The 25,761-nt window shown below is 74.8% G+C and carries 22 protein-coding genes; 7 read left to right on the forward strand and 15 right to left on the reverse strand.

All coding sequences use genetic code 11. The features are described from left to right. Positions 1–82 precede the first annotated feature (82 nt). The 6 genes from ACFCLZ_RS17225 to ACFCLZ_RS17250 all read right to left on the reverse strand — a co-directional run bounded on the left by ACFCLZ_RS17225 (position 83) and on the right by ACFCLZ_RS17250 (position 8,003). Positions 83–3,346, reverse strand: a complete 3,264-nt coding sequence (locus tag ACFCLZ_RS17225; RefSeq protein ID WP_380285784.1) for an SdrD B-like domain-containing protein — start codon at positions 3,344–3,346, stop codon at positions 83–85. Between the two features lie 183 nt (positions 3,347–3,529). After that, positions 3,530–4,618, reverse strand: a complete 1,089-nt coding sequence (locus ACFCLZ_RS17230) for a LacI family DNA-binding transcriptional regulator (RefSeq protein ID WP_380285785.1) — start codon at positions 4,616–4,618, stop codon at positions 3,530–3,532. 11 nt (positions 4,619–4,629) lie between these two features. Then, positions 4,630–5,001: a DUF4229 domain-containing protein gene (locus tag ACFCLZ_RS17235; RefSeq protein ID WP_380285786.1), complete on the reverse strand. Its 372-nt coding sequence runs from the start codon at positions 4,999–5,001 to the stop codon at positions 4,630–4,632. A gap of 114 nt (positions 5,002–5,115) precedes the next feature. Further along, on the reverse strand, positions 5,116–5,643 hold the full coding sequence (locus ACFCLZ_RS17240; protein ID WP_380285787.1) for a GNAT family N-acetyltransferase: 528 nt from the start codon (positions 5,641–5,643) through the stop codon (positions 5,116–5,118). A gap of 22 nt (positions 5,644–5,665) precedes the next feature. After that, positions 5,666–7,003, reverse strand: coding sequence for an MFS transporter (locus tag ACFCLZ_RS17245; protein WP_380285788.1), 1,338 nt, complete (start codon positions 7,001–7,003; stop codon positions 5,666–5,668). A 475-nt stretch (positions 7,004–7,478) separates the two neighbouring features. Beyond that, a complete protein-coding gene (locus ACFCLZ_RS17250; RefSeq protein WP_380285789.1) occupies positions 7,479–8,003 on the reverse strand; it encodes an ATP-binding protein in 525 nt (174 codons plus the stop codon). A gap of 566 nt (positions 8,004–8,569) precedes the next feature. Here ACFCLZ_RS17250 and ACFCLZ_RS17255 point away from each other — a divergent pair. Beyond that, positions 8,570–9,226, forward strand: a complete 657-nt coding sequence (locus ACFCLZ_RS17255) for an RNA polymerase sigma factor (protein ID WP_380285790.1) — start codon at positions 8,570–8,572, stop codon at positions 9,224–9,226. Further along, the gene (locus tag ACFCLZ_RS17260; RefSeq protein WP_380285791.1) at positions 9,223–10,464 is read left to right on the forward strand and encodes a zf-HC2 domain-containing protein; all 1,242 of its coding nucleotides are present in this window, start codon (positions 9,223–9,225) and stop codon (positions 10,462–10,464) included. The genes ACFCLZ_RS17255 and ACFCLZ_RS17260 overlap by 4 nt, the downstream gene beginning before the upstream one ends. 23 nt (positions 10,465–10,487) lie before the next feature. Here the strand turns inward: ACFCLZ_RS17260 and purU are convergent, their stop codons facing one another. After that, entirely contained in the window at positions 10,488–11,354 is an 867-nt protein-coding gene (purU, locus tag ACFCLZ_RS17265) for a formyltetrahydrofolate deformylase (RefSeq protein WP_380285792.1), read from the reverse strand. 146 nt (positions 11,355–11,500) lie between these two features. After that, complete coding sequence (locus ACFCLZ_RS17270) at positions 11,501–12,016, reverse strand: hypothetical protein (RefSeq protein ID WP_380285793.1); 516 nt, start codon at positions 12,014–12,016, stop codon at positions 11,501–11,503. A gap of 176 nt (positions 12,017–12,192) precedes the next feature. On the opposite strand from ACFCLZ_RS17270, the gene ACFCLZ_RS17275 reads away from it, so the two are divergent. Next, positions 12,193–13,491 (forward strand): ABC transporter substrate-binding protein, encoded by a 1,299-nt coding sequence (locus ACFCLZ_RS17275; RefSeq protein ID WP_380285794.1) that lies wholly within the window; start codon positions 12,193–12,195, stop codon positions 13,489–13,491. A gap of 136 nt (positions 13,492–13,627) precedes the next feature. Here ACFCLZ_RS17275 and ACFCLZ_RS17280 read toward each other — a convergent pair whose 3' ends face one another. Continuing rightward, positions 13,628–14,758, reverse strand: coding sequence for a hypothetical protein (locus ACFCLZ_RS17280; protein ID WP_380285795.1), 1,131 nt, complete (start codon positions 14,756–14,758; stop codon positions 13,628–13,630). 186 nt (positions 14,759–14,944) lie between these two features. Next, entirely contained in the window at positions 14,945–16,321 is a 1,377-nt protein-coding gene (locus ACFCLZ_RS17285; protein WP_350553764.1) for a transcriptional regulator, read from the reverse strand. Between the two features lie 327 nt (positions 16,322–16,648). Between ACFCLZ_RS17285 and ACFCLZ_RS17290 the strand changes: the two genes are divergently transcribed. Beyond that, positions 16,649–17,356 (forward strand): bifunctional DNA primase/polymerase, encoded by a 708-nt coding sequence (locus ACFCLZ_RS17290; protein WP_380285796.1) that lies wholly within the window; start codon positions 16,649–16,651, stop codon positions 17,354–17,356. A gap of 441 nt (positions 17,357–17,797) precedes the next feature. Here ACFCLZ_RS17290 and ACFCLZ_RS17295 read toward each other — a convergent pair whose 3' ends face one another. Continuing rightward, a complete protein-coding gene (locus ACFCLZ_RS17295) occupies positions 17,798–18,490 on the reverse strand; it encodes a metal-dependent transcriptional regulator (RefSeq protein ID WP_380285797.1) in 693 nt (230 codons plus the stop codon). Positions 18,491–18,711: 221 nt separating this feature from the next. Between ACFCLZ_RS17295 and ACFCLZ_RS17300 the strand changes: the two genes are divergently transcribed. From ACFCLZ_RS17300 to ACFCLZ_RS17310, 3 genes are all read left to right on the forward strand, one after another. Continuing rightward, on the forward strand, positions 18,712–19,476 hold the full coding sequence (locus ACFCLZ_RS17300) for an SIS domain-containing protein (RefSeq protein ID WP_380285798.1): 765 nt from the start codon (positions 18,712–18,714) through the stop codon (positions 19,474–19,476). A 303-nt stretch (positions 19,477–19,779) separates the two neighbouring features. Beyond that, entirely contained in the window at positions 19,780–20,724 is a 945-nt protein-coding gene (locus ACFCLZ_RS17305; RefSeq protein ID WP_380285799.1) for a DUF4231 domain-containing protein, read from the forward strand. Between the two features lie 59 nt (positions 20,725–20,783). Further along, a complete protein-coding gene (locus tag ACFCLZ_RS17310; RefSeq protein ID WP_380285800.1) occupies positions 20,784–21,086 on the forward strand; it encodes a DUF6221 family protein in 303 nt (100 codons plus the stop codon). Here ACFCLZ_RS17310 and ACFCLZ_RS17315 read toward each other — a convergent pair. The 4 genes from ACFCLZ_RS17315 to ACFCLZ_RS17330 form a co-directional block, all read right to left on the reverse strand. Further along, positions 21,067–22,029, reverse strand: coding sequence for a 2-hydroxyacid dehydrogenase (locus ACFCLZ_RS17315; protein WP_380285801.1), 963 nt, complete (start codon positions 22,027–22,029; stop codon positions 21,067–21,069). The two genes, ACFCLZ_RS17310 and ACFCLZ_RS17315, sit on opposite strands and share 20 nt — an antisense overlap. 128 nt (positions 22,030–22,157) lie before the next feature. Then, positions 22,158–23,036, reverse strand: coding sequence for a glycosyltransferase family 2 protein (locus ACFCLZ_RS17320; RefSeq protein WP_380285802.1), 879 nt, complete (start codon positions 23,034–23,036; stop codon positions 22,158–22,160). A gap of 201 nt (positions 23,037–23,237) precedes the next feature. Next, positions 23,238–25,538: an FxsB family cyclophane-forming radical SAM/SPASM peptide maturase gene (locus tag ACFCLZ_RS17325; RefSeq protein ID WP_380285803.1), complete on the reverse strand. Its 2,301-nt coding sequence runs from the start codon at positions 25,536–25,538 to the stop codon at positions 23,238–23,240. Positions 25,539–25,579: 41 nt separating this feature from the next. Then, the gene (locus tag ACFCLZ_RS17330) at positions 25,580–25,747 is read right to left on the reverse strand and encodes a hypothetical protein (protein WP_380285804.1); all 168 of its coding nucleotides are present in this window, start codon (positions 25,745–25,747) and stop codon (positions 25,580–25,582) included. Positions 25,748–25,761: the final 14 nt, after the last annotated feature.

The raw sequence follows: 25,761 nt of genomic DNA on the forward strand, positions 1-25,761 counted from the left end.
CCGCCGCATCCCCTGGACGTGGCTGCGCCCGTCGGACCGGGTGGTCTGGCCGACGGGCGCAGTCACTTCTTCATCCCTTCACTCAGCTGTGGCGGCCGCGGCCTCCCCAGGCGACCAGGGCGAGCAGCAGGCCGGCTCCGAGCGTCGCGGCGCCGATGACCCCGACCAGCGTGCCCAGCCCGGCACCGGTCCCCGGCAGTTCACCGCCGTGGCTCGGCGAGTGGGTCGGCTCGGGGTGGTGCGTCGGCGGGTGCGAGTGACTCGGCGTCGGGGTCGGGGTCGGGCTCACCGTCGGAGTAGGCGTCGGGGTCACCGTCGGCGACGGGGTGGGGGTCGGCGTCACCGTCGGCGAGGGCGAGGCCGTGGGCGACGGGGACGGCGAGGGGGACGGCGACGGCGACGGGCTCACCGTCGGCAGCACCAGCCCCAGGTCCAGCCCCAGGTCCTCCACCCCGCCGGCGAGCGTGACCGTCTGCGTCACGCCGGTCGCCGGATCGGCGTCCGAGTCCAGCGACCGGTCCGGCCCGGCCGCCCGCACGGTCACGGTGGCGCCCTCGGGCAGCGTGGTGAGGTCGAACCGCACCGCGTACACCCCGTCCGGCAGCCGCTCGAACCGGTAGTGCCCGCTCGCGTCGGTCACCGTCGCGACCGGGTTGCCGTCCTTGTCCCGGACCACCCGGCCCTCGCCGTCCAGCAGTTCGACCCGGACGCCGGGCACCCCGGGCTCACCGGGCTGCTGGATGCCGTCCTTGTTGAGGTCGTTCCAGACGAAGTCGCCGAGCACGTTGGCCGGCGGAACGCTCTGCTCGATGCCCACGCCGACCTTGGCCGGCTCGGCGGGCAGCAGCCGGTTGCCGGCGGCGTCGGTCGCGGTGTAGCTGAAGCTGTTCCAGGCGAACTCGTCCGGGCCCGCGTCGAACGAGGCGACCATCGGCCAGGTGAGCGTGAACGACTCGCCGGGGGCGAGCGTGCCGGGGCGGTGCACCCGGAACCAGGTCGCGGTGCCCGGGCCGGGGAAGGCGGTGCTCCACAGCGCGCCCGCGTCGCACGGGCCGGGCACGGCGAACTCGCCGGGCAGGCAGGGGTCGGGCGAGGTGGTGTACTCGATCACCACGGTCGGGTCGCTGGAGGTCAGCGGCTCAACCAGCGAGGGCGTCCAGGCCGAGTTGCGGGGGACGTCCGGCCGCAGCACGTAGGAGTCGCCCGGGGTGGGCAGCTTGTCGTACGCGAGGAACTCGGTGACCGGGTCGGCGGAGTCGTTGCGCACCGTCATCCGGTAGGAGATCCCGCCGCCGGGGCGGGTGGTGCCGGTGGTGGTGTAGTCGGGGTCGAGGTCGCCCTTGACCTCCTTGTACGACCGCAGCACGGCCGGCACCTGCACCTCCACCAGCGAGGAGGCGTGGCACATGGTCTCGGTGGTGTCGCCGTCCTTGTCGAGGTCCTGGGCGTCCGGCACCCCGCTGTCGCTGCCGAAGAAGAAGCAGGAGACCGGGGGCCCGGCCCCCTCGGCGGTGACGAACACGTCATTGGTGAGCGTGCCGGGCCGGGCGCTGCCGGCCACCTGGACGTCGATCAGGGTGCGGTAGGCCAGGTGGTCGTTCAGGTACATCATGTCCGGGGAGCCGGCCGGCCAGGTCATCCTGAGCAGCTGGCGGCCGTCGGGTCCGGGGAGCACGGTGACCGACTGCGGGGCCATCGCCTCGGCGTAGGCCGGGTCCTTGCGGGCGCTGCCGTCGACGTAGACCATGCCGGGCGGCAGCAGGTCGTAGAGGACGAGCGGCCGGTCGAGGGTGCGGCCGGTGCGGTTGTACGGGGTGACCTGGAAGGTGGCCGTGCCGCCCGGGGAGAGCACGGCGCCGGAGACGGTCTGCTTGGCCGCGCCCAGGTTGGTGGCGGCGGTGACGGTGCTGTCGGCGCAGGCGCTCGCGGCCGCGGTGTCGCCGGCGGCGGCGGTGCCGACCGCGTCGAGGCAGTTGTGCAGCGGTACCGGCGCCGTGCGCCCGTCGTGGCCGGGGGTGACCACCTGGGCGAGCAGCTGAACGGCGTTGCCGGGGCTCCAGCCGCCGGGGATCGGGCCGGTCCAGCTGAACCGCAGGCCGTCCAGGTAGCGGCCGGCCGGGATGCCGAGCACGTCGTTGGCCGGGTCCCCGGCGCCCTCGGCGAAGGTGATCCGGCGGGTGCTCGAACCGTTCAGCGGCTGGCCGGGGGTGAAGGCCCGCCAGGTGGGGTCACCGTCCAGCCGGTACTCCAGCGCGAGGGTGATCGAGGTGGGGTTCCACGCCTCCAGCTGGATGGACTGCGGGACCAGCCAGTTGTACAGGTTGGGGGTGGTGTCGGCGCCCGGGTCGGTCATCACCAGGCTGGTGACCGGGTCGGCGTTGTTGGAGACGCGCAGGCTCAACGTGGTCAGGTCACCGGAGACGGTGTCCTCCTGCCACACCTTGGAGGCGCCGATCTGCACGCCGGTGACCGGCGGCTGGAAGGTCGGGGTCTGGACGGTGTCGGTGGACAGGTCGCGCTGCGGCTCGGGGCCGAGCGGGTCGCCCTGGAGGATCACGGTGTTGGTGGCGCTGGTGCCGCTCGGGAAGGCCGGGTCGGGGTAGTCGACCACCAGGACGCCGGGGATCCGGCAGCCGGCCTGGCCGTTGCCGGCCACGAAGGCGCCGATGTCGTAGACCCAGGTGGTGGAGCCGGCCGGGTCGTTGACCCAGCCGGGCGAGCGGCTGGTGTCGACCACGGCGCCGGGCGGCAGGGTGTCCACCAGCCGGCTGCTGTCCAGGTCGACGTTGGGCACATCGGCGGTGGAACAGGCGCTGAACTGGTAGGTGACCGAGCGGCCGTCCAGGCTGCTGTTCTGCACGCCCTTGGTGGTGGTGTAGCTGGGCTGGACCACGGCGGTGGTGGTGGCACTGCCGGTCTGCGGCGGCTCACCGTCGGAGGTGAGGGTGGCCGCGTTGGTGCTCTGGGTGCCGTTGGGGGTGGAGAAGTTGGGGTACCGCATCACCACGTTGATGGTGGCGGTGGTGCCCGGGGAGAGGGTCAGCAGCTTGGCGGTGAGGGTACCGCCCATGGAACCGGCCGGCGGGACGGTGGAGTTGGGGACGTCGACCGTGGAGGCGTCCGGGGTCCAGCCGATGAACTCCATGTCGGCCGGGAGCACGTCGGTGATCTGCCCGTTGACGCAGTCGGTCACCGAGCAGGTGTACCGCAGGGTGAAGGTGACGTTCTGGCCGGGCCCCACCGTGGGCTTGTCCACCGTCTTGGTGAAGATGACGGCGGCCTCGGCGGGCGGGGCGGCCAGGGTGCCGGTGAGCAGGGTGCCGCCGATCAGGCCGAGCGCGGCCACCAGGCGCGGCAGGCGGGACGGCCGGGAGAGGCGTGGGGGCCGTGGGGGTCTTGGTCTTGACGTCCGCATGGCGGAATCTCATCGTCCGTTAATCCTCCGACGAGCGCGCCGCGAGGCGGTATGACGATCTTTCACCTGTTCGGCGCAGCTCGAACGGCGGAACGGGCTCACCCGGACGTACGATCAGGAGGCCTGCGCCGTGGAGGAGCGCCGCACCAGCGAGGTGGCGAGCGGCGGCACCGGTGCGACCGCCTCTCCCCGGAGCAACCCGGCGAGCGCCGCCACCCCGGCCCGGCCCAGCTCCTCGCCGGGCAGGTCGACGGTGGTCAGCGGCGGAGCGAGCAGCGCGGCCACCGGAACGTTGTCGATGCCGATCACCGAGAGGTCGGCGGGCACCCGCAGACCGCGCTCGGCCGCGGCCTGGTAGACACCGGAGGCGACCACGTCGTCGTCGCAGATCACCGCGTTCGGCCGGTCCGGACGGGCGAGCAGCCGGTGGGCGACCTCGCGCGCGGCCGGCTGGCCCTCGTTCAGGCTGACGCCGAGCTCGACCACGTCCAGGCCGAGCGCCCGGACCGTCTCCTCGAAGGCGGCCTGGCGGACCCGGAAGGTGTACGCGGCGTGGCTGGAGCGCAGCCGGCCGATCCGGCGGTGGCCGAGCGCGGCGAGGTGGTCGACGGCGACCCGCATGCCGCCGGCCACGTCCAGCTCGATGGTCGGCCGGGCCCGGTCGGTGCCCGGGTCGGCGTCCAGGAAGACGACGGGGGTGTCGGCGGGCAGCTCGCCGAGCTGGCTGTCGTCCGGGGAGCAGATCAGCAGGCCGTCGAAGCGGCTGGTGGTGGCGGCCTCGGCGAGCGTGGCGCTCCCCCAGCCCGAGCTGACCACGACGGCCAGGCCGTGCTTGCCAGCCTCCTCGTGGACACCCTCCAGGACCCGGCCGAAGAACGGGCCGAGGATGTTCGGCACGGCGAGCAGGATCATGCCGCTGCGCCCGAGCCGCAACTGCCGGCCGGCCGCCTGCGGGCGGTAGCCGAGACTGCGGGCGGCCTCCCGGACCCGCTCGCGGGTGGCGTCGGAGACCCGGCGGCCGGCCTCGGAGCCGGAGAACACCAGCGAGACGGTGGCCTGCGAGACCCCGGCGAGCCGGGCGACGTCCCGGCCGGTGGGACGGCGGACCGGGGCCGGCCAGGTCCCGGCGGCGGGCCGCTCCTGCGGGGCGGCCGGCTCCGCCCCCTCGGGACCGGCGCTGCCCGGTGCGGCGTTCTCCGGCACGGCGGCGCGGGTCAGTTCTGCGGGGCCGAGGCGGCGGGCCCGGGGGCCGCGGCCTCGGCGGCGCGGGCGGCCTCGTCCGCGGCGTCCTCCTCGGCGTTCTGCGCGGCGATCTTGGAGGCGGTCCTGGTCCGGATGCCGTCCACCCGGCCGGAGATCTCGGCCGACATCTCGTCGCGCTGCCGGCTGAGCAGCACGTAGCTGAGCGGGGCCGAGGCGACCGCGGCCAGCAGGAAGAGGAAGACCACGCCCGCCTCGCCGGAGACCGGGATGACCTGGAAGTGGCCGAGGAGCAGCGCGACCAGCAGGCAGCCGAGGAAGACGGAGACCCGCATCGAGGTGTAGCGGAGCGTCGCGTGCGACTTCTTGCTCACATTGCTGCTCACCGGGGGGACACATCCTTCACTGCGCTGGGGACCGGGCCGGTCTCCCAGTGAAGCATGCCCGACGCGCCCGGCGGGGAACGGGTCCCGCCGGGCACCGCCCCGGCACCCGCCCGATCAGCGCAGGTCGAGCCACATGATGACGTCGTCGCGGTCGTCGCCGGGCGCGACCCGGATGGTGGCGGGCACCCGGCCGACCTCGACGTAGCCGCTGCGGGCGTAGAAGGACTCCAGGCCGAGCCCGCCCCGCACCTGGAGCTTCAGCCCCTCCAGGCCCCACCCGCGGGCGGTCCGCTCGGCCTCGGCCATCAGCGCGGCGCCGTGACCGCGCCCCTGGAGTTCGGGGTGGACCATGACCTTCGCCACCAGCCGCCAGTGGTCCATCGGTCCGAACCGCATCGACTCGAAGACCAGCAGCGCGGCCAGCCGGTCCGTCGCGGCCTCCCGGGCGATCAGCAGCCGGTCCGGCCCCGCCGGCGCCACCCCGGCGAACTGCCGCTCCCCGGCGGCCCGGACCTCCTCCTCGGTCACCCGGTGGACGAAGCCGACGGCCCCGCCGGCGTTGCTGGCGGCCGTCCACAGGCTGGTGATCTCTGCGCGCAGCGCGGGGTCGAGTTCCGGGTCGAGGGTGAACCTGAGCGTCATGGCTCCGGAGCCTAGCCATCCCTTACGACAGGACGGGCCCGGTCCGCTCCGGGGCGCCCGTCCGCAGCGCCAGGCAGAGCAGCACCGCGACCGCGCAGAGCCCGCCGGCCGCGTACCAGGCGAGGTCGTAGTCGCCGAGCGCGTCCCGGGCGAACCCGGCCAGGCCGGCCACCGCGGCGGCGCCGATCTGGTGGCAGGCCAGCACCCAGCCGAAGACGATCGGCGCGTCCTGCCCGAAGTGCCGGCGGCAGAGCGCGACGGTCGGCGGCACGGTGGCCACCCAGTCCAGCCCGTAGAAGACGACGAACGCCAGGATCGGCGGCTCCAGCGACCCCGCGAACAGCTGCGGCAGCACCAGCAGCGACAGCCCGCGCAGCGCGTAGTAGACGATCAGCAGCCACCCGGCGTCGAAGCGGTCGGTGAACCAGCCGCTCGCCACGGTGCCGATCACGTCGAACACACCGATCAGCGCGAGCAGGCCCGCCGCCGTGGTGACCGGCAGGCCGTGGTCGTGGGCGGCCGGGATGAAGTGGGTGCCGACCAGCCCGGCGGTGGTCGCCCCGCAGATCGCGAAGGAGCCGGCCAGCAGCCAGAACGCCCGGGTGCGGGCGGCCTCCCGGAGCACCTTCAGCGAGCGGGCCAGCGCCCGGCCGCCGCCGGCGGGGGCGGGCGGCGGCTCGCTCGCGCCGTACGGGAGCAGCCCCAGGTCGGCGGGCCGTTCGCGCATCAGCAGCAGCACCGGGACGGCCACCGCGGTGGCCGCCAGCGAGACCACCACGACCGCCGAGCGCCAGCCGTGCTCCTCGACCAGCCAGGCGCCGACCGGCAGGAAGACCAGGTTGCCCGCCGCGCCGGCGGCCGTCAGCACGCCGGTGACCAGCCCCTGCCGGGCCCGGAACCAGCGCCCGGTGATGGTGGTGGCGAACGCGCCGGCCATCGAGCCGCTGCCGAGGCCGACCAGGACGCCCCAGCAGAGCACCAGTTGCCAGGGCTCGCGCATCAGCATGGTGAGGCCGGCGCCGACCGAGATCGTCAGCAGCGCGCAGACCACCACCAGCCGCACGCCGAACCGGTCCATCAGGGCGGCGGCGAACGGCGCGGTGAGGCCGTAGAGGGTGAGGTTGACCGAAGTGGCGCCGGATATCGTGCCCATCGACCAGCCGAACTCGGTGTGCAGCGCGTCCATCATCAGACTGGGCGTGGACCGGAACCCGGCCGAGCCGAGCAGCACCAGCAGGGAGACGCCGGCCACCACCCAGGCGTAGTGCACCCCGGGCGCGCGGGCGGGTGCGGGGGGCGCGGCGGCGGGGAGCGCGGCGGCGGGGGCCGGAGGTCCGGTGGGGGCGTCGGTCTCGTTCACCCGCCGAGTCTCCCGACGGCGCGGGCGGGCGACGAGGGGCGGGGCTGCCGACTTCCGCCGGAATCGGGCCAACCGGCGGCGGGAACCGGCCGACCGGAGGTCCGCGGTTCGGCGGGCGGGCCGGGTGGCCGAAAAGGATCGCCCGTGGCGGGCGGATCGGATGGCGGCGGGCCGCACACACCCCGAGCACGGCACGGCCGGCCGCCATCCAACCTCGACACACGGGCCCTGACCCGTGTCGCGCCCTCCGCACTCGCCAAGGAGCCAGCGCACGACCGGTCCACGGCCCCCCTGCTGACGTGGTCCCCCTGGACAGCAGCACCGCAGCGGCGTTCGGGTGTTCCCTCGGCGTCCCCTCGCGACGGAGCGCTGCACCCAAGCGTGATCAGTCGGATACGTCACGTCAATGGGTTGTCTGAAATTCGGAATGGTTGCGTCAGCTTTCGGCCCGCCGGTCACCCGGGCCGTCAGGCCCTCAAGGCTGCGCCAGGGCCGCCCAGTCGACGGCGGCGAGCGGGTCGGCGGGGCGGGCGTCCGGGCTGATCTCGCACCAGACCCGCTTGCCCGTGCCGTCGGGGTACCAGCCCCAGCGGTCGCACAGCAGTTCCACCAGCTCCAGGCCGCGCCCGTTGGTGGCGTCGACGTCCGCGCCGGCGTGCCGGGGGGCGGGGGCGACCTGGCTGGCGTCGGCGACCTCGACCCGCAGCGGGCCGACCGTCGCCGCCTCCCGCACCGCGCCCTGCCCGACGCCGCCCGCGGAGGCGTCCGCCACGGTGCCCGGGAGGTCGCCCAGGGGGAAGCAGAGCCGCAGCACGGCCGGACAGCCGGTGTGCACCACGGCGTTGGTGACCAGTTCGGAGACCACCAGGACCACCGTCTCGGCGATCGGCGCGTCCGGGTCCACCCCGTGGTTGAGCAGCCGCGAGCGGGCCCACCGACGGGCCCGGCCGACCTCGGCGGGGTCCGCCTGCACCGCAAGCTGTACCTGTAGAACCTGCACCGCTCCACCACCCGCACTCGCAGTTCGGCCACCGTCTCGGCCGGGCCCTGGTCGCCCGGCCGGCCCGGGCACGCACCGGGCCCGCCGTCCGTCGGGCCGCCGCCCAGCGGGTGACCGCACGTCGCACCCGCCGCGGCTCACCCGCGCCACCTCGTCCGTCGCGCATCGGCCGCGACACGAATACGCCTCAGGATGGTTCGGCGGCCGGACCGCAGCAAGCGCTTCGGGCATATTCCAGCGATCGGGGGACGGGGCAGGGCATACTGTCCCGTTCACTCTGGCGAGCCTCGGACCGGCGATCGCCCGGCCCGGGCCGACCGGCCCACGACGCAGAGGCGAACCTACCGCCGTCCGTCCCCCGCGCCGCACCCGCCACTCGCGAACCACCCGTGCGACATATGTCCAGCCCACTTCGAACAGCGCAACCGCCGAATGGGCGGCAGATCCCACGATCTGACGATCCGAAGCCCCGGCGTCCGTTCTTCCCCGAATCCGCTCCACCGCCCGAACCGCGCGGGTTACCGTGGAACGCGTCAGCGGTCGGTCCGGCAGAGGGGTGGTGACCGGTGGCCACCACCGACGGCGCCCCGCACCGGGACGAGCAGCTGCAGCGGCGCCTGGCCCGCGGCGAGGAGACCGCGCTCGGCGAGCTGTACGACCAACTCGCCCCGATGGTGCACGGATTGGCGGGCCGGATACTGGCCGACCAGAGCGCCGCGGCACAACTCACCCGGGAGATATTCGCCCACGTCTGGGAGCATCCCGAGGCCTTCGACCCGGCCCGCGGCTCGCTCCGCTCCTGGCTCGGCGCGCTGACCCACCGCCGCGCGGTGGAACGGCTGCGGGCCCGCCGCGCGGCCGAGGCGGGCTTCGCCGACGACGCGGAGGACGAGATCCGCGCGGTGGCCACCGCCGCCCGGGTCCAGTACGTGGTCGCCGCCCTGCCGCAACCGCTGCGTGAGACCATCGCGGAGTCCTACTACGACGGCCGCACCTACCAGGAGACGGCCCGTCGGCTGGGGATCAGCGAACAGGCCGCCAAGCAGCGGATGCGGCGCGGCCTGGAGCTGCTCGCCGGCGAACTGGAGCAGGAGCGCGCCCGGCACCGGGGCCCCGCCCCGGCGGACGCGGAACGGGCGGACGCGAAACGGGCGGACCCGGACCCGTCCGACGGGCAACGGGTGGGCGAGAGCGGGAGCCGGAAGGAGGGCGGAGGGACGTGACGACCACCGACGAGCAGCACGAGGCCCTGCGCTCGCTGCTCGGTGCCTGGGCGCTCGGCGCCGTCCCGCCCCGCGAGGCCGCCGGGCTCGAATCCCATCTGGCCGACTGCCCGGAGTGCGCCGAGGAGGCCGAGCGGCTGCGCGAGGCGGCCGGCTGGCTCTCCGTCGAGGAGCCGCTGGACCAGCCCGCCGCACTGCGCCAGCAGGTGCTCGACTGGTGCCTGACCCGCCGCCCGGCCGACCTGCCGGTCCCCGCCTGGGGCCTGCCGTACACCGCCGAGACCGCCAAGCTCGACGCCCTGCTGCGCGACCTCGGCCCGGAGGAGTGGCAGGAGGTCGCCGAACTGCCCTGGCACGGCGGCACCGAGTACCTGCGCCCGGCCGAGGTGCTCTGCCACCTCGCCGCAGTGGACGGCTACCTGGCCGTCGCCCTCGGCCTGCCCGACCCCGTCCCGGGCGGCACCGGCCCCGGGACGGCCGCGAACGGCACCGGGCCGGCGGCCGGGCGCCGGGTCCCGCCGCAGGAGGCCGTCCTCCCGGCCCTCCCCCGGGTACCGCAGCAGGGCGGCCCGCGCTGGGAGCGGATCACCGAGCGCACCGCCCGGCTCACCGCCGAGCAGGCCGGCCAGCCGCCGCAGCGGATCCGCGCCCGGTGGCGTCGGCACTGCCACCAGCTGGTCCGCTCGGCCGCGCTCGCCCCGCAGGGCAACACCCCGGTGGACTTCGGCTTCGCGACCGTCCCGCTCCGGGACGCCTTCGTCGACCGGGCCTTCGAGTGCTACATGCACGGCGAGGACGTCGCCCGCGCGGTCGCCTACCCGTACGACCCGCCGGCCCCGCAGCACCTGCGGCGGATGATCGACCTGGCGGTCCGGATGCTGCCGCTGGCCCTCGCCGGGCGGCGCGCGGCGTACCCCGAGCTCACCGGGGCGGCGGTCGGCACCCCCGACGGCGCACGCGACGGTGCACCCGGGCGCGCGGACGGGCGCCGGAGCGGCCGCCGGATCCGGCTGGTGATCGACGGCCCGGCGTCCGGCGAGTGGCTGATACCGCTGGACGGCCCGGACGCGGCGGCGCCCGTCGGCGAGCCGGTGGCCGTGATGGTGCTGGACGGGCTGGAGTTCTGCCAGCTGGCCGCCGCGCACCGCGACCCGGACCGGCTGCCGGTCGGCGAGCACGGTGACCGGGCCGCGATCCGCGAGGTGCTGCGCGCGACGCCGCTGCTCTCCCGGCCGTAGGGCGCTTCCGACGCCGGTCGGGCTCAGGCGAAGACGACGGTCCGGGTGCCGTTCAGCAGCACCCGGTGCTCGCTGTGCCACTTCACCGCGCGGGCCAGCGCCTGGCACTCGACGTCCCGGCCGAGCGCGACCAGCTGGTCCGGGGTGATGTCGTGGGTCACCCGGGCCACCTCCTGCTCGATGATCGGGCCCTCGTCGAGGTCGGCGGTGACGTAGTGCGCGGTGGCGCCGATCAGCTTCACGCCCCGGGCGTGCGCCTGGTGGTACGGCTTGGCGCCCTTGAAGCTCGGCAGGAAGGAGTGGTGGATGTTGATCACCTTGCCGGAGAGCGCGCTGCACAGCCGGTCCGACAGCACCTGCATGTAGCGGGCCAGCACGACCAGTTCGACGTTCTCCTTGGCGACCAGGTCCAGCAGCTGCTGCTCGGCCTCGGCCTTGGTCTCCCGGGTCACCGGGATGTGGTGGAACGGGATGCCGTAGCCCTCGGTGAGGTCGCGGAAGTCGGTGTGGTTGGAGACCACCGCGGCGATCTCCACCGGCAGCGCGCCGATCCGGGTGCGGAACAGCAGGTCGTTCAGGCAGTGCCCGAACCCGCTCACCATCAGGACGATCCGCAGCTTCTCCTCGCTCGGGTGGATCTGCCAGTCCATCCCGAAGGAGGCGCCGATCGCGGCGAAGCTCGCCCGCAGCTTGTCGACGGTCACCGGCTCGGCGGCGGAGAAGTGCACCCGCATGAAGAACAGACCGCTGTCCCCGTCACCGAACTGCTGGCTGTCGATGATGTTGCACCCGGTCATGAAGAGATAGCTGGAGACCGCGTGGACGATGCCCTGCTTGTCAGGGCAGGACAGCGTGAGGACGTACTGGGCGCTGGCCGGCTGCTGTTCCACGGTGGAGGTGTCCCGTCCTGAGCTCGTGCTGGTGTGAATGCTCCAGCGTGTCACACTCCGGAAGGACCCCCGCCGGGCTGCCCGCACTGCGGGACGGGCCGCCCCCGACCTGGGCCGCCGTCCCCCCGGACCTCGGCCGCGCCCCCTCAGACCCGGGTCAGGATCCGCAGCACGTCCAGCGAGCGCGGCGGGACGTCCGGGTCCTCGCCGTCGTTGACCGCCAGCCTGACGTGCGCCTCGCGGGCCGCCCGGACCGCCTCCGGCCAGCCGTGGTGCTCCAGGTAGGCGGCGGCCGGGGCGTCCGCGCCGACCTCGTGCAGGATCCGCACCGCGCGCAGCACCGCGACGTCCACCAGCGTGGCCTCGGCGGAGTCCCGGAAGATCGTGCCGACGTACTTCTCCGCCGACCAGCGGTCCAGCCAGGTGTCCTCCACCAGGCGGTAGACGGCATCGGTGACGTCGCCGTACCCCTCGCGGCCGGCCAGCCAGGCCTCCCGCTGGAACCCGGGGTCGGAGAGCATGTGCAGCGCCGAGCGGAGTCGGGCCCGCCAGCGCCACCAGGGAAGGTCGTTGAGCGGCATGCCGCCCATCGTGCTGGAGCGGTGGCCCGGACGAGAAGGGTTTCGGGCAGACCGATACGAAGATTCTGTGCTGGCGGACATGGAAATCGATCGTACGTTCCCCGACCGTTCGTGCTCCACTCCCGATCTACACGCGTCCCCCCTCGGAGTTCCACCCCCGTTTGCCGGCTGTTGGCTGGACGGCCCTCTCGGCTTGCGCCACCAGGGATTGGCTGGAACCAGTGCGCAGCAACAGCGCACCAGGGAGGGAAAGACCGATGACCAGCCGCAGGGGCTCGTCCCAGGCCATGCACCCGATCGCGGGACGGCGCCGCCGGCGCCCGATCGCTGCCGTCGCGACCGCCGCGGCGGTGCTCCCAACCCTCTTCTCGGCCTCCGCGTGCGGCGGACCGGCCGATGCCGCCACCGGCAGCGGCGACCTCACCGTGATGACCTGGGCACCGGCCGGCACCGGAGCGGCCGACCGCCCCGGGATGACCTCCCTGGCCGAGGCCATCGGGCGGGACATCAACGTCAAGGGCGGCCTGCACGGCCGCCGGCTGCGGGTGATCACCTGCAACGAGCACAACACCTCCGACGGCGCCAAGGCCTGCGCGCAGCAGGCGGTGGACGCCAAGGCGGTCGCGGTACTCGGCTCCTACAGCCAGTACGGCGACGACTTCATGCCCGTCCTGGAGCGGGCCGGCATCCCGCTGATCGGCGGCTACGGCCTCTCCCAGCCGGAGTTCGGCAGCCCGCTGTCCTACCCGGTGGGCGGCGGCATGCCCGCCCTGATCGCCGGCAGCGGCCGGCAGCTGGTGGAGGCCGGCTGCAAGTCGGTCGCGGTGATCCGCCCGGACACCCCGTCCGGCGACAACCTGCTCGGCGCCCTGGGCAACGCGCTCAAGCCGGCCGGGATCAAGCCGCTGGACGTCAAGGCGCCGGAGAAGTCCAACGACTACTCCCCGGAGGTCCGCAAGGCGATCGGCGGCGACCAGCCGGGCAACTGCGTCACCAGCGCGCTGGGCGCCGAGCCGACCGGCAACCTGCTCGACGCCTTCCGGCGGACCGGCGCGAAGAACACCCGGATCGCCTCGGTGATCGGCAGCGTGCAGCAGTCGGTGGTCGACTCCACCGGCGGCGACAACGGCCCGCTCGCCGGCGCCTTCGTGACCGGCTGGTACCCGCCGGAGTCGGCCAAGATCTGGGACGGCCTGCGCGCGGTGATCCGCGCCGACACCGCCGGCCGGACCATCGACGCCGCCGACCCCGGGGTGCAGACCACCTGGGTGGCCTTCGAGGTGTTCCGCCAGGTCTCCGACCGGCTGGCCGCGGCCGGGCGCCAGGTCACCAGCAAGACGATCACGGCCCTGCTGGACGGCGGCGAGCAGATCGACGTCGGGCTCACCCCGCCGCTGAACTGGGCGACCACCAACATGCTGCCGAGCACCGAGTCGCCCCGGCTGGTGAACACCTGGGTCACCTACCAGGTGGTCAAGGGCGGACAGCTGACCCTGCAGCGGCCCGGCTTCGTGGACGTGCGCTGGGTGCTCACCGGGGGCAAGCCGCCGGCCTGATCCACCGCTCCGCCCCGGTCCCAGGAGGCCCGGCCGTCCACCGGTCGGGCCTTCGCCGTGTCCGGCACCGCCGCCCCGGGCCGCACAGGCCGACCGGACCGCACCGCCGGACGGACCGGACCGGACCGCCGGACGGTCAGAGGTCGCCGTCGGTACGGGTCGGCAGACCGGTCTGGCCGGCGACGGTGTTCCAGAGCCCGGCCGCCTGCTTCTTGGCGGTGGTGGCGGTGCCACTCGCCGCGACGGCGTTCTTGTAGTGCTGGTTGTCGTTCTTCTTCGGGTCGCAGCCGCCCTGCGCGTCCCCGGCCCAGGCCGCGTACTCGTCGTCGGCGGTCGCCGAGGCCGTCCACGCCGCGTTCAGCTGCTCGACCAACTGCGGCCCGCCGGGCAGCTTGTCGGTCTTCAGCCCGGCCAGCTTGGTCTGCAGCTCCCGGCGCTGCCCGGCCGCGGCGGTCAGCGCCTGCTGCGACTCCGGCAGCTTGTCGCACTTCTGCACCGAGGCGACCGCGCCGATCACCGCCTGCCGGCTGTCGTTGGCGGTGCCGAGCAGATCTGAGAGCGACTGGGCCTGCGCCTTGACCTCCGGGCTGACGGAGGCGGTCGTCGGGCCGGCGCTCTGGGCGGTCGCGGCGGCCGGGCCGCTGGCGCTGACCGGGGGGACGGCCTTCGTCTTCGTGCCGGAGGTGTCGTCGCCGCCGTTCACCAGCACCGCGACCAGGACGGCCGCCGCCAGGCAGCCCGCCACCACGCCGCCGATGAGCAGCTTGGACGACGAGGAACGGCCACCGCGGTCGCCGTCCCGCCCGGCCGGGGCCTCACCCGGATAGCCGGGCGCGGGCCGCTCGGCGTACGCCGGCTGCGCGGGCGGGTAGCCGGCCGCCTGCGGGTCCGCGCCCGGGTACGGCGGCAGGTACTGGGTCGCCTGGGCCGGGTCGGCCGGGTAGCCCGGCTGCGGGGCGCCGGCCCAGCCCGGCTGGGCCGGGATGGCCTGCGTCGGCAGCGCGCTGTCCCCGAGGTACTCCGGCTGCCCGGACGGCTGCCCCGGGTACGGCCCGACCGGCGGCTGACCGACCGGCGGTTGACCGGCGGGCGGCTGACCGACCGGCTGCCCCTGCGGCGGCCCGTACGGCTGTCCCTGCGGCGGCGGACCGGGGTGCTGCCCCGGCTGCTGCGCCTGCGGCGGGCCCGGCTGCTGACCGGGCTCCGGGCGGAACAGGTCGTCCAGGTTGAAATCACCCGAGTTGGGGTACGAGCGGCGCTGACTCAACGCGATTCCTCACCTGTGCACGACCGCGCGCTGACGGCGGACCACATCTCGTCGGTTCTTGGGAGCATCACAGTTCCATGGACGTCGCGCCCACGCTACCGGTTCACCGAACCGGCCGACCACGTGGGCGGACCATCCCTCACCGACCCTGCACGCTCCCCGCCGTCCTCCTCGACGGCCCCCTGCTCAGGCGGCCTCCGCCTCGGCCCGGGCCTGGAACTCGCGGACCACCCGCTGCTCCCGGTAGGGCTCCAGCCGGCGCCGGAACTCGTCCAGGTACTCCACGCCCCGGTTGGACCGCAGCCCGCTCAGCAGCCGGACCGCCTGGGCCCCGGTCTCGCAGGCCCGCTCGACGTCCCGCTGCTGGAGCTGCGCCGTCGCCAGCAGCACGAGGTCCACCGCGCGGCGCCGCACCCGGGTCGGCGGGTGCAGGTCGAGCGCCCGGCGGGCGTAGTGCTCGGCCGGGCCGGCCTGTTCGAGGTCCCGGTGGCAGTGGGCCAGCTCGTCGGCGAGGTAGGCGTCGTCGAAGTGGACGATCCAGTCCGGGTCGTCCTCCGGGCGGCGCTTCTCCATCATCTCCAGTGCCTTGGCGGCCACCGCCTCGCAGGCCTTGGCGTCGCCCAGCAGGGCGTGCCCGCGCGCCTCGGCCGCGTAGAACATCGCCATCGCCGTCGGGGTGGCCACCGTCCGGGCGCCCTCCTGGGCGGCCCGGGCCAGCTGGGCGATCTCCCTCGGGTTGCCCAGGGTCGCCGCCAGGTGGCTCATCGAGGCCGCCAGCACGTACCCGCCGTAGCCCCGGTCGTCGGCCGCCTGGGCGAGGCGCAGCGCCTGGATGTAGTACCGCTGGGCCAGGCCCGGCTGGCCGGTGTCCACCGCCATGTAGCCCGCCAGCTCGGTCAGCCGCGCGACGGCGGCGAAGAGCTGACGGCCGGTCTCGTCCCGGTAGGAGCCGCCGAGCAGTCCGGAGACCACGCTGTTGAGGTAGTGCACCACCACCGGGCGGACGTGCCCGCTGCCGAACCGGTGGTCCAGGTCGACCAGCATCGCGGTGGTCGCCTTGACGGCCGCGACGTCGGTCGGGCCGACCCGGGTGCCGCCGGTACGGGCCACCACCGGGTCGGGCGGGGTGATCAGCCAGTCCCGGCTGGGCTCGACCAGGGCGGAGGCCGCCACCGTCGCCCCGGTCAGGAAGTCCCGGCGCCCGACGTCGCTGCGCCACAGCTCGCAGACCTGTTCCAGCGCGGCGCCCAGCGTCGGCGCGAACTGCAGGCCGATGCCGGAGCTGAGGTTCTTGCCGTCGGCCATGCCGATCTCCTCGACCGACACGCTGCGCCCCAGCTTGCGGCCGAGCGCCTCGGCGATCACCGCCGGGGCCTGCCCGCGCGGCTGCTGGCCACGGAGCCAACGCGCGACGGAGGTCTTGTCGTACCGCAGGTCCAGACCGTGCTCGGCTCCGCAGAGGTTGACTCTCCGGGCCAGACCGGCGTTGGAGCAGCTGGCCTCCTGGATCAGCTGCTGGAGACGTTCGTTGGGCTGTCGTGCGACAAGTGGTCTCGCGGCCATTGGGCTTCGCCTCCCCACACCCTCCGGTCCCGGCCGGTGGGCGACGCTTTCTGCTGATCTCTGTTGCCGAGTTGCCGACTGTCCGACCGTTCAAGGAAACTGACACCAGGTTAGCGATCAGCAACGCCAGCGGGATACCCACGGTGACGATCCCGACCCCCCACGCGCCCGGGAATATGCTCCTGTGCGCCCCCACTGCGCCCACCCTGCCTCCCCCCGGCGCGCTCCCGCACGGTCCGCCTCACCGGTTCGGGTGAATCGGCGCCACGCGGCGCAGCGGCCCGGAAGCGGCCGTAACCCGTCTCACGCACGGTAGTTGAGCACCCCGTGGAAGAGATCCCCGATCCCCCCGGCCAGGGCCCCGGCGCCGGCCTGCCCCCGCTGCTCACCGGGGCCGTCGGCTATGCCGAGACCCGTCACTGGGAGGTCACCCCGGGTACCTGGCTGGTCGACGGCGACGGCCCCGTGCGCTGCTCCTGCGGCGAGCCGCGCTGCGCTCTTCCCGGCGCCCACCCGATCGACACCGACTGGACGCGCCGGGCGAGCGCGGGTCCGGACGCGGTGCGGCGGTGGTGGACGGAGCACCCGGAGGCGTCGATCCTGCTGCCGACCGGCCGGTCCTTCGACGTGCTGGACGTCCCGGAGGTGGCCGGGTGCCTGGCGCTGGCGCGGATGGAGCGGATGGGGCTGCAGCTCGGGCCGGTGGCGGCGGTCCCGACCGCGCCGGGCCGGTCCGGCCGGCGGCTGCACTTCCTGGTGCTGCCCGGCGTGGCGGCCAGGGTGCCGGGGATGCTCCGCAAGCTGGGCTCGCCGCCCGGGCGCCTGGACCTGGTGGCCCGCGGCGAGGGCGACTGGACGGTGGCCCCGCCGTCCCGGGTCGGCCCGAGCGGCTTCGCCCAGTGGGCCCGCTCGCCCACCGCGCTCAACCGCTGGCTGCCGGACGCCGCCGAGCTGATCAGCCCACTGGCCTACGCCTGCGGACGCGACGCGCCGTCCTCCGCCACCCGGTCGGCCCGCCCCGCGGCGGTGCGCTGACCGCTCCCCCCGACTGCCGCCCTGCGCCGATCGGGTGAGGGCGTGCGCCGCGCGACACCCCGCGCACCCGTGACGGGCCTTGTCTCCCACCGGAGACGGGGTCCGTCATACGCATGTGCGGATAAGGCTTCGGTGTACCCGCTGGTCAACGGCGAAAGCCCCTCGTACGAGTGACAGCGCTCAAGGATTGCCTTGATCGTCCGAGTGGGAGAACTCCCAGCGTGAGGGGCCGCCGGACGGGGCGCTCGGTCGGGGAAGCCGGGCGAGGCGGACGGGAGGGACGGAGGGGAGCCGGAGGGGAACGGAGGGGACGGGAGGGACAGGGCGGGGCCGTGGTACCGGCCGGGTTCGGGGAGGCCGGTGCCACGGAAAGCGGGAGGGAACGGGGAGGGCCGGACGGGGCCGGGTGCGCGGGGAGCGCCCGGCCACGTCCGGCGTTGCTCAGGCCTGCGCGACGAAGACGTGCGCGGCGATCTCCTTGCCCAGCTCTGCGGCGTTGTCGCCGGTCCCCACCAGCACCCCGCCGACCCCGGCGCTCACCCGCACCGTCGACCCCGGCCGGACCCCGGCCCGGCGCAGCGTGCGCATGAGGTCGCCGTCGGTCTGGATCGGCTCGCCGATCCGGCGGACCACCACGTCGGAGCCGTCCACGCCCGGCGTCACCGAGTCCAGCGGGACGAGCCCGGCGTCGAAGCCCTCGCCCTCCGCCTTGGCGTCGCCCAGCTCGTCCAGCCCCGGGATCGGGTTGCCGTACGGGGACTGGGTGGGGTGGCCGAGCATGGCGAGCACCTTGCGCTCGACCGTCTCGCTCATCACGTGCTCCCAGCGGCAGGCCTCCTCGTGCACCTGCTCCCACTCCAGGCCGATCACGTCGACCAGCAGGCACTCGGCGATGCGGTGCTTGCGCATCACCCGCACCGCGAGCCGGCGTCCCTCCTCGGTCAGTTCCAGGTGCCGGTCACCCGCGACCCGCAGCAGTCCGTCGCGTTCCATCCGGCCGACCGTCTGGCTGACCGTGGGACCGCTCTGCTCCAGGCGCTCGGCGATCCGGGCGCGCATCGGGGTGATGCCCTCCTCCTCCAGCTCCAGGATGGTGCGAAGGTACATCTCAGTGGTGTCGATCAGCCCAGACATCGCCGCTGGCTCCGTTCCTCGGTGTCCTCATCGCCAATTCTGACCTACCGCACCGACTACCGGGCCCGCCGCAGGGCGCGGGGCGGCATTTCGTGCCTGTTGACAGCGGCGCCGATCAGGCAGCACGGTGCTCGCCATAGCTTTCACCACCAGTGGTCCGGACCACCGCGACCGCTTCCCCCACCCGGCCGGCCCCCACCGGCAGAGAGCGAAGGCAGCAGATGAGCGAGCTGGTCGGCCGGTACTTCGACGCCGCGATCGCCCACCTCCAGCGGGTCCGCACCGAGGAGGCCGAGAACATCGAGGCGGCCGCCGCCCTGCTCGCCGAGGCGATCACCGAGGGGCGCCGGATCTTCACCTTCGGCGCCGGCCACTCCTCGCTGGCCGCCCAGGACGTGGTCTACCGGGCCGGCGGGCTGGTCCCGATCAACCTGCTGGAAGTCCCCGGCATGGCCGGGGTCACGGTGAGGCCGGCGCCGCTGTCCAGCGCCCTGGAGCGGGTCTCCGGCCTGGCCACCGCCACCCTGGACCTCACCCCCGCCACCAGCGGTGACCTGCTGTTCCTCATCTCGCTCTCCGGCCGCCAGGTGATGCCGGTCGAGCTGGCCCAGCACGCCCGCGGCCGGGGCATGAAGGTGGTCGGGCTGACCTCGCTCGCCTACCCCGGCGAGGTCGCCTCCGGCCACCCCTCCGGCACCTACCTCAAGGACCACTGCGACGTCGTCCTGGACAACAAGATCGCGGTCGGTGACGGCGAGCTGACCCACCCCGGCGCCGAGACCACCTTCGGCCCGGTCTCCACCATCGTCACCAGCGCGCTGATGCAGGCCGTGGTCGCCACCGCGGTGGAACGGCTCGCGGACGCCGCACTCGCCGGCACCGGCGCCACCCCGCCGCTGTTCCGCTCCGGCAACGTGCCCGGCGGCACCGAGTGGAACGCCAAGCAGATGGCCGACAACGCGGACCGGGTCTTCTACACCTTCTGATCGCGCCGGGCAGTTCGCCGTACGGGGGCGGGGCCGTCGGCACCAGGCGGCCTACGCCGGCCGGCCGACCGGCGTGGACGCCCGCCCTGTCGGCCGGCCGTCGGCGAGCTGGAGTGCGCCCGGGACGGCGCGCCCCGGCACCGGCCCGCGCGCCTCCGTCGCCCCGCGCCACCGCGGCACCGCCCCGCAGCCCCGTCCCGCAGCCCCGTCCGAACCACCCCACCCGAGCGGCCCGAGGCGTACCGGGCCTCCGGGCCGGGCAAGTACCGCCGGGGCGGTGGAGCTGCGAGTGGGGGGAACGGAATGACGTCGGGTGCGGGCGGGATGGACCGGGTGCGGGAGCGCGAGCTGCTGCCGGAGCTCTTCTGGGCGGCCGACTCGGCCTCCCAGCAGGGGCAGCGGCGGACGGTGCGGCTCTCCGCCACCGAGCTGGTGCTGCTGGTCGCGGCCGCCACGGCCGGCTCCGCCGACGGCACGCCGTGGGCCTGGCTCGCCGCCGTCGCCTACCTCGGCGCGATCGGCCTCTCGGCCGTGACCAGCCGGCAGAACCCGCAGGGCCTCTGGTACGAGGGCCGGGCCGCCGCCGAGTCGGTGAAGACCCTCGCCTGGAAGTTCGCCGTCCGCGCCGACGCCGTCCAGCCGCCCCCGCGTCCGCTGCCGGACGCCGAGGGCCTGTACGGCCTCCAGCTGGGCCGGGTGTTGCACGCCTTCCGGGGCAGCCGCGCGGTCGGCCCCGGCCTGGCCGGCCGGCCCGCGGAGAGCCGGATCACCGCCGCGATGCGCGGCCTGCGCGACCAGCCGTTGGCCGTCCGCCGGGACGTCTACCTGCGCGAACGCATCCAGGTGCAGCACGACTGGTACCGCTCCAAGGCCCGCTCCTGCGCCCGCGCCGGGTTCTGGACCGGGGTGGCGGGCGTCGGGCTGCCGCTGCTCGGCCTGGTGCTCGCGGTGCTGCGGGCGATGGGCGAGTTCACCTTCGACGCGCTCGGCGCCGTCTCCGCGGTGGCCGCCTCGGTCACCGCCTGGGCCCAGCTGCGCCAGTACCGCCCGCTCGCCGCCGCCTACGGCCTGGCCGCCGACGAACTGGCCCAGATACGCGCCCAGCTGGCCCACCTCGACGTCGGCTCCCCCGACGCCGAGGAACTCTGGGCCCGCTTCTCCCGCGACGCCGAGGACGCCGTCTCCCGCGAGCACACCACCTGGCAGGCCCGCCGCGAGGTCAACGGGCCCGCCGACCGCGACTCCTGAACCGGCTCTTCCGTGCGGATGCCTCGTACGGGCCGCCGACGGCAGGTGAGGATGAGCCCGTGGACGACCTTCTGCGCTTCCTCCGCACGCGCAACGCGGAGGACGACCACGCCTATGCCTACGTGGCTCACGTCTTCGGAGGCGAGGCGCTCCTCGACAGCCACCTGCCCATGCTCGACCTGATCGACACGCTGGCGCGGGACCACGCGGCCATGGATCCCTCGGACCCCCGTTCCACCGGGCTCGCCCACGCTCTGCGCGTCCTCGCACAGTCCTACGCCGAACACCCGGACTACCGCGAGGAATGGCGTCCCTGGCCTGCTTTCGCACGGGCGGCAGGTGTCAGCGGCCCACCGGGGTGACCGGGTCCTTGCCCGCGAGGACGGCGAGGACGTTGTCGACGGCGAGGTCGCCCATCGCCTGGCGGGTGCGGACGGTGGCGCTGCCCAGGTGGGGGGCGAGGACGGCGCGGTCCTGCGCGAGCAGGGCGGAGGGGACGGCGGGCTCGTGCTCGAAGTTGTCCACGGCCGCGGCGAACAGCGCGCCGGATTCCAGGGCGGCGGCGAGCGCCTCCTCGTCGACGACCCCGGCGGTCATCGAGACCACCACCGCGCCGGGCGGCAGCAGGGCGAGCCGGCGGGCGTCCAGCAGGTGGCGGGTGGCCGCGCTCAGCGGGCAGGTGACGACCAGCACGGGGGAGGTGGAGAGCAGCTGCTCCAGCGGCAGCCACTCGGCGCCGTCGGCCTGCTCGGGCGGGAGCGGGGTGCGGTTGTGGTAGCGGACCGGCATGTCGAAGCCGCGTGCCCGGCGGGCCACCGCCTGACCGATCCGGCCCATGCCGAGCACGCCGAGCGGGGTGCCGGTCAGTTCCAGGCCGAGCAGGAAGTTGGGCGCCCAGGCCCAGGTCCCGCCGGAGCGGAGCAGCCGCTCGCCCTCGCCGAGGCGTCGGGCGGCGGCCAGCAGCAGGGCCCAGGCCATGTCGGCGGTGGCGGCGGTCAGCACGCCGGGGGTGTTGGTGACCGGGATGCCGCGCTCGGCACAGGCGGCCAGGTCGATGTTGTGGTGGCCCACGGCGTGGTTGGCGACGATGTCGAGGCCGGGGCCGGCCGCGTCGAGGAGTTCCGCGTCCACCCGGTCGTCCAGGGTGGTGATCAGCGCCCGGCGCCCGCGAACGGCGGCCAGCAGGTCGGCGCGCGCCATCGGCAGGTCGGAGTCGTGCACGGTGGCCGGGAGGTTCGCGGTGAGCCGTTCGACGACACCGGGCGCGAGACGGCGGGTGACCAGGACCGGGGGCAGCTCGTTCATGGGCCGAATCTACGCTCCGCCCCCTCGCCGGGGCCGAGCGAGGGGGCGGGTGCCATCAATGGCACCTACGACGGGGACCCGCGCGCCCCGGATCTGTTGGCCCGGGCCTGCGACGGCACGGGCCGTTGTCAGATCACCGGCGGCCGGCCCAGCCGCGTCATCCGCCACACCGTGGACCACCGCATCGGCCGCCGCGGCGGGCATGGCACCCGGACGCCCTCGAAGAACCCGGACCACCACGCCTTGAGCCCGGTGAGCGGCGGCCGGCGGGCCAGCGTGTACAGCGCCCAGGAGGTGAGGTAGACCGGCACCAGGGGAGCGGGCAGGTGGCGCTTCGCCAGCCACACCCGGTTGCGGGCCGTCATCCGGAAGTAGGCGGCGTGACGGGCCGGGTCGGTGCGGGGGTGCTGCAGCACCAGGTCGGCGCGGTAGTCGATCCGCCGGCCCGCATCCAGCGCACGCCAGGCGAAGTCGGTCTCCTCGTGCGCGTAGAAGAACTCGGCGGGGAACAGGCCGACCCGGTCGATCACGCCCATGCGGATCGCGTGCCCGCCGCCCAGGAACGTCGTGACCGGACCGGACCGCAGCGGATCGCTCGCGCCGAAGCGGGGCACGTGGCGGCGCTGGGTGAACCCGGTCTCATCCGCGATCCGGAACGAGACGATGCCCAGCTCGGAGTCCTGCTCGAAGGCCTCCCGGATCAGCCGGAAGGTGTCGGTGCGGGGCAGCAGCCCGTCGTCGTCCAGGACGACCAGCACGTCCGTGCCACCCAGCTCGCGCAGCCGCTCGACGCCGGCGTTGCGGCCGCCGGGGATGCCGAGGTTCTCCGGCAGCTCCACCGCGTCCACCCACTCCGGCAGCTCCGGCAACTTCACGCCCTGCCCGAGCACGACGGTCCGAACACCGCTGTCGCCGCCCTCCTGGGCCCGCACCGATGCCAGCAGCGCCGTCAGCTCCGCGGGCCGGTTCCCCATCGTCAGCACAACCACGCCCAGCGTGACGCCCATCGCACCCGACCTTCCGAGGAACCTTCATGCTCTCGCCGACGCCCGCCACCGGGCCGCCGGTGCGGGTGTCCGGCCAGAGTGGCACACCGGCCGCTTCCGCCGGTGCCGAACGCCTCGTGGTCCGCCCACCCGCAGACGACCACCTCAACACCTGGCCATCGGCTGCCCGCCGTCACCAGGTCCACCACCGCGCCCGGAGTCTCACACCGTGGCCTTGAGCCAGGGGTCGACCGAGTCGCGGGCCCCGGTGGCGAAGCGGTGGCCGAGTGGGGTCAGGGCGCCGCTGGTGGCCAGCAGGTCCACGGCCTCGTCGGTCAGGGCGCGCCAGTGGGTGAAGCGGGCCTGCGCGGACTCGTCCGCAAGGGCGCGGGTGCCCCAGAAGGCGGTCACCGCGAGGTGGGCGTAGACCGCCTGGAAGAGGGAGCCGATCGGGCGCGGGGAGAGGTCGAACGCCTCGAACAGCCGGGTGTCGCCGCGGTCGTACAGCTCCCAGCGGTCGAGCACCGCGCCCAGTTTCACGTGCTGGAACTCGTGTGCCAGCAGCAGCGCGAGGCCCGGCGCGGTGCGGGGCCGGGCGATGCCGACGGCGCCGAAGGCCTGCCGTGCCGCCGAGCTGACGTCCCTCCCGTCGGGCCCCGGCCGCAGCGGGGTGACGGTGGTCAGGCCGGCCCACAGGCCGGCCGCGTACTCGGGCAGGTCGCGGTCGAGCAGGTCGGCGGCCTCCGCCAGGTCCCGTGCCCAGCGGGCGTACTCGGCGGCGCCCAGCCGGTCCGCGACCGGCCAGCGGTGGGCGGCGCGCTGGGGGTCCACGTCCTCCAGCGCGAGCACGCGCCCTCCCGCCAGTCCGATCCGCCGCACCGGCTGCCAGCGCGGGTCACCCGGTCCGGTGAGCGCGCCGTCGTCGGTGCGCGCCGTCCAGCCGGTCCGCCCGCCGGTGACCAGCGCCTCCCGCGCGCCCCCGCCGAGCACCAGCCGGCCGAGGGTCGGCAGGTGCAGCACGCCCTCGCGGACCGGCACCGCCACCGTGTCCCCGCGCCCCGCCAGGACGGCCGCCGCGGCGGCCAGTTCGGCCAGCGTGCCGAGCCCCGCGCCCGGGTCGCCGCTCAGCCGCCGCGCGGCCCAGGACCGGACGTACGGATGGGCCAACACCGCGTCCAAGGCGCCGGGTTCGGCCGCATCGAGGTCGGCGAGCAGATCCCACGCGGCCGAGCCGGTCAGCCCCGAGGAGCCGTGCACGGCGGCCAGCATCGCCCGGGTGAGGGCGAGTTGCGAGCGGGCCAGCGCACGGACCGTCTGCGGCCCGCCCAACCCCATTGCCAGTTCGCCCAGTTGTGAATCGCTGAGCTCCGGCCCGGCGACGTCCACCGGCGGAGCTGGGCGCCGTACGGCCCCGGCGCGGGCGGCCAGGCCGTCGATCAGCGCCCGCAGGTCCGCGCAGTACACCGACGGATGATCGAACGAGCCGTCCCGGTAGCGGTGCGCGTACAGGCCCCCGCCGCAGGAGCGCACCACCGGGCAGGCCCGGCAGGTGGCGTTCAGCCCGGCCAGGCCCGTCTGGCGGGCGGCCGTCCCCGGGTGCCGGGCGACGTCGTCGAGGCTGTGCCGGAAGACGTCCATCCCGGTGGCGGGGGCGCCGTCGTACGCCGTCCGCAGGCTGTCGGCCTGCTCGTACGTCCCGTCCGTCTCCAGCACCACCAGGTCCACCGGTTCCAGCCCGAGCGCCTCGCCCAGGCCGGGCAGCCCCGACAGGGTGCGGTGCACCGAGTCGAAGGTGCGGACGGCGAACGGGCGGCCGTCCGCCTCCCACCGCCGGTGGACGGCCAGCAGCCAGTGGGCGTACGGCGTCGCGCCCGCCCCGGCGGGCCGCTGCGGCGGCCGCTCCCAGGTGGCGTGCGGGAGCAGGAAGTCGACGGCGGGCGGCTCCAGTTCGGCGAGCGCCCGGTACACGGCCACCGGGTCGTTCGCCACGTCGACGGTGCAGAGCAGCCCCGCGTACAGGTGCCGGAACCGGGGCTCGCGCAGCAGTCCGACGGCGCGCAGCACCTGCGGGTGGCTGGAGCGGCCGTCCGCGAAGCGGCGGTGGCGGTCGTTGGCGGCCCGGCCGCCGTCCAGCGAGAGGCCGACCCGGATGCCGAGTTCGTCGAACAGCTCGCAGTACGCCGGGCTCAGTCGGACCCCGTTGGTGTGCACCCGCAGGTCGAGTTCGCAGACCTCGGGCAGCGCGGCCCGCAGCGCCCGCGCCACCCGCCGGATCACCGCCGGCCCGGCCATCAGCGGCTCACCCCCGTGCAGGACGACGCGCACGGCGGTCAGCCCGTGCGCGGCGGCGTGCTCCCCGATCCGCTCGGCGGCCCTGGCCACCGCGGCGTCCCCGATGACCCGCGGCCGGGAGCGCCAGCCGGTGTCGGCGTGCTCGTAGACGTAGCAGTGGTCGCAGGCGAGGTCGCACCGGCTGTGGACCTTCAGGACGACCTGCGTGAGCGGCGGCAAAGGAGGCGTCATAACGGCACATTTCCAGGATGGGCCGTCTGCCAACCGTATTGTCAGATGCCAGAATTGAAAAACGCGACCGGTCTGGCCCCCGCGCCCGGCAAGGCCAGTTCGAGCCGCCTGGCCAGCTCACCCGCGTCGGCCTTCGCCAGGTCCGCCAGAGCGGGCCGCTCGGCGGCGCCGCGCGGCTCGTCCCGATCCACCACGATGTCCGGTTCCATGTCGTCCGTTCCCT

The organism is Kitasatospora purpeofusca, from assembly GCF_042691725.1.
GTDB lineage: Bacteria > Actinomycetota > Actinomycetes > Streptomycetales > Streptomycetaceae > Kitasatospora > Kitasatospora purpeofusca_B.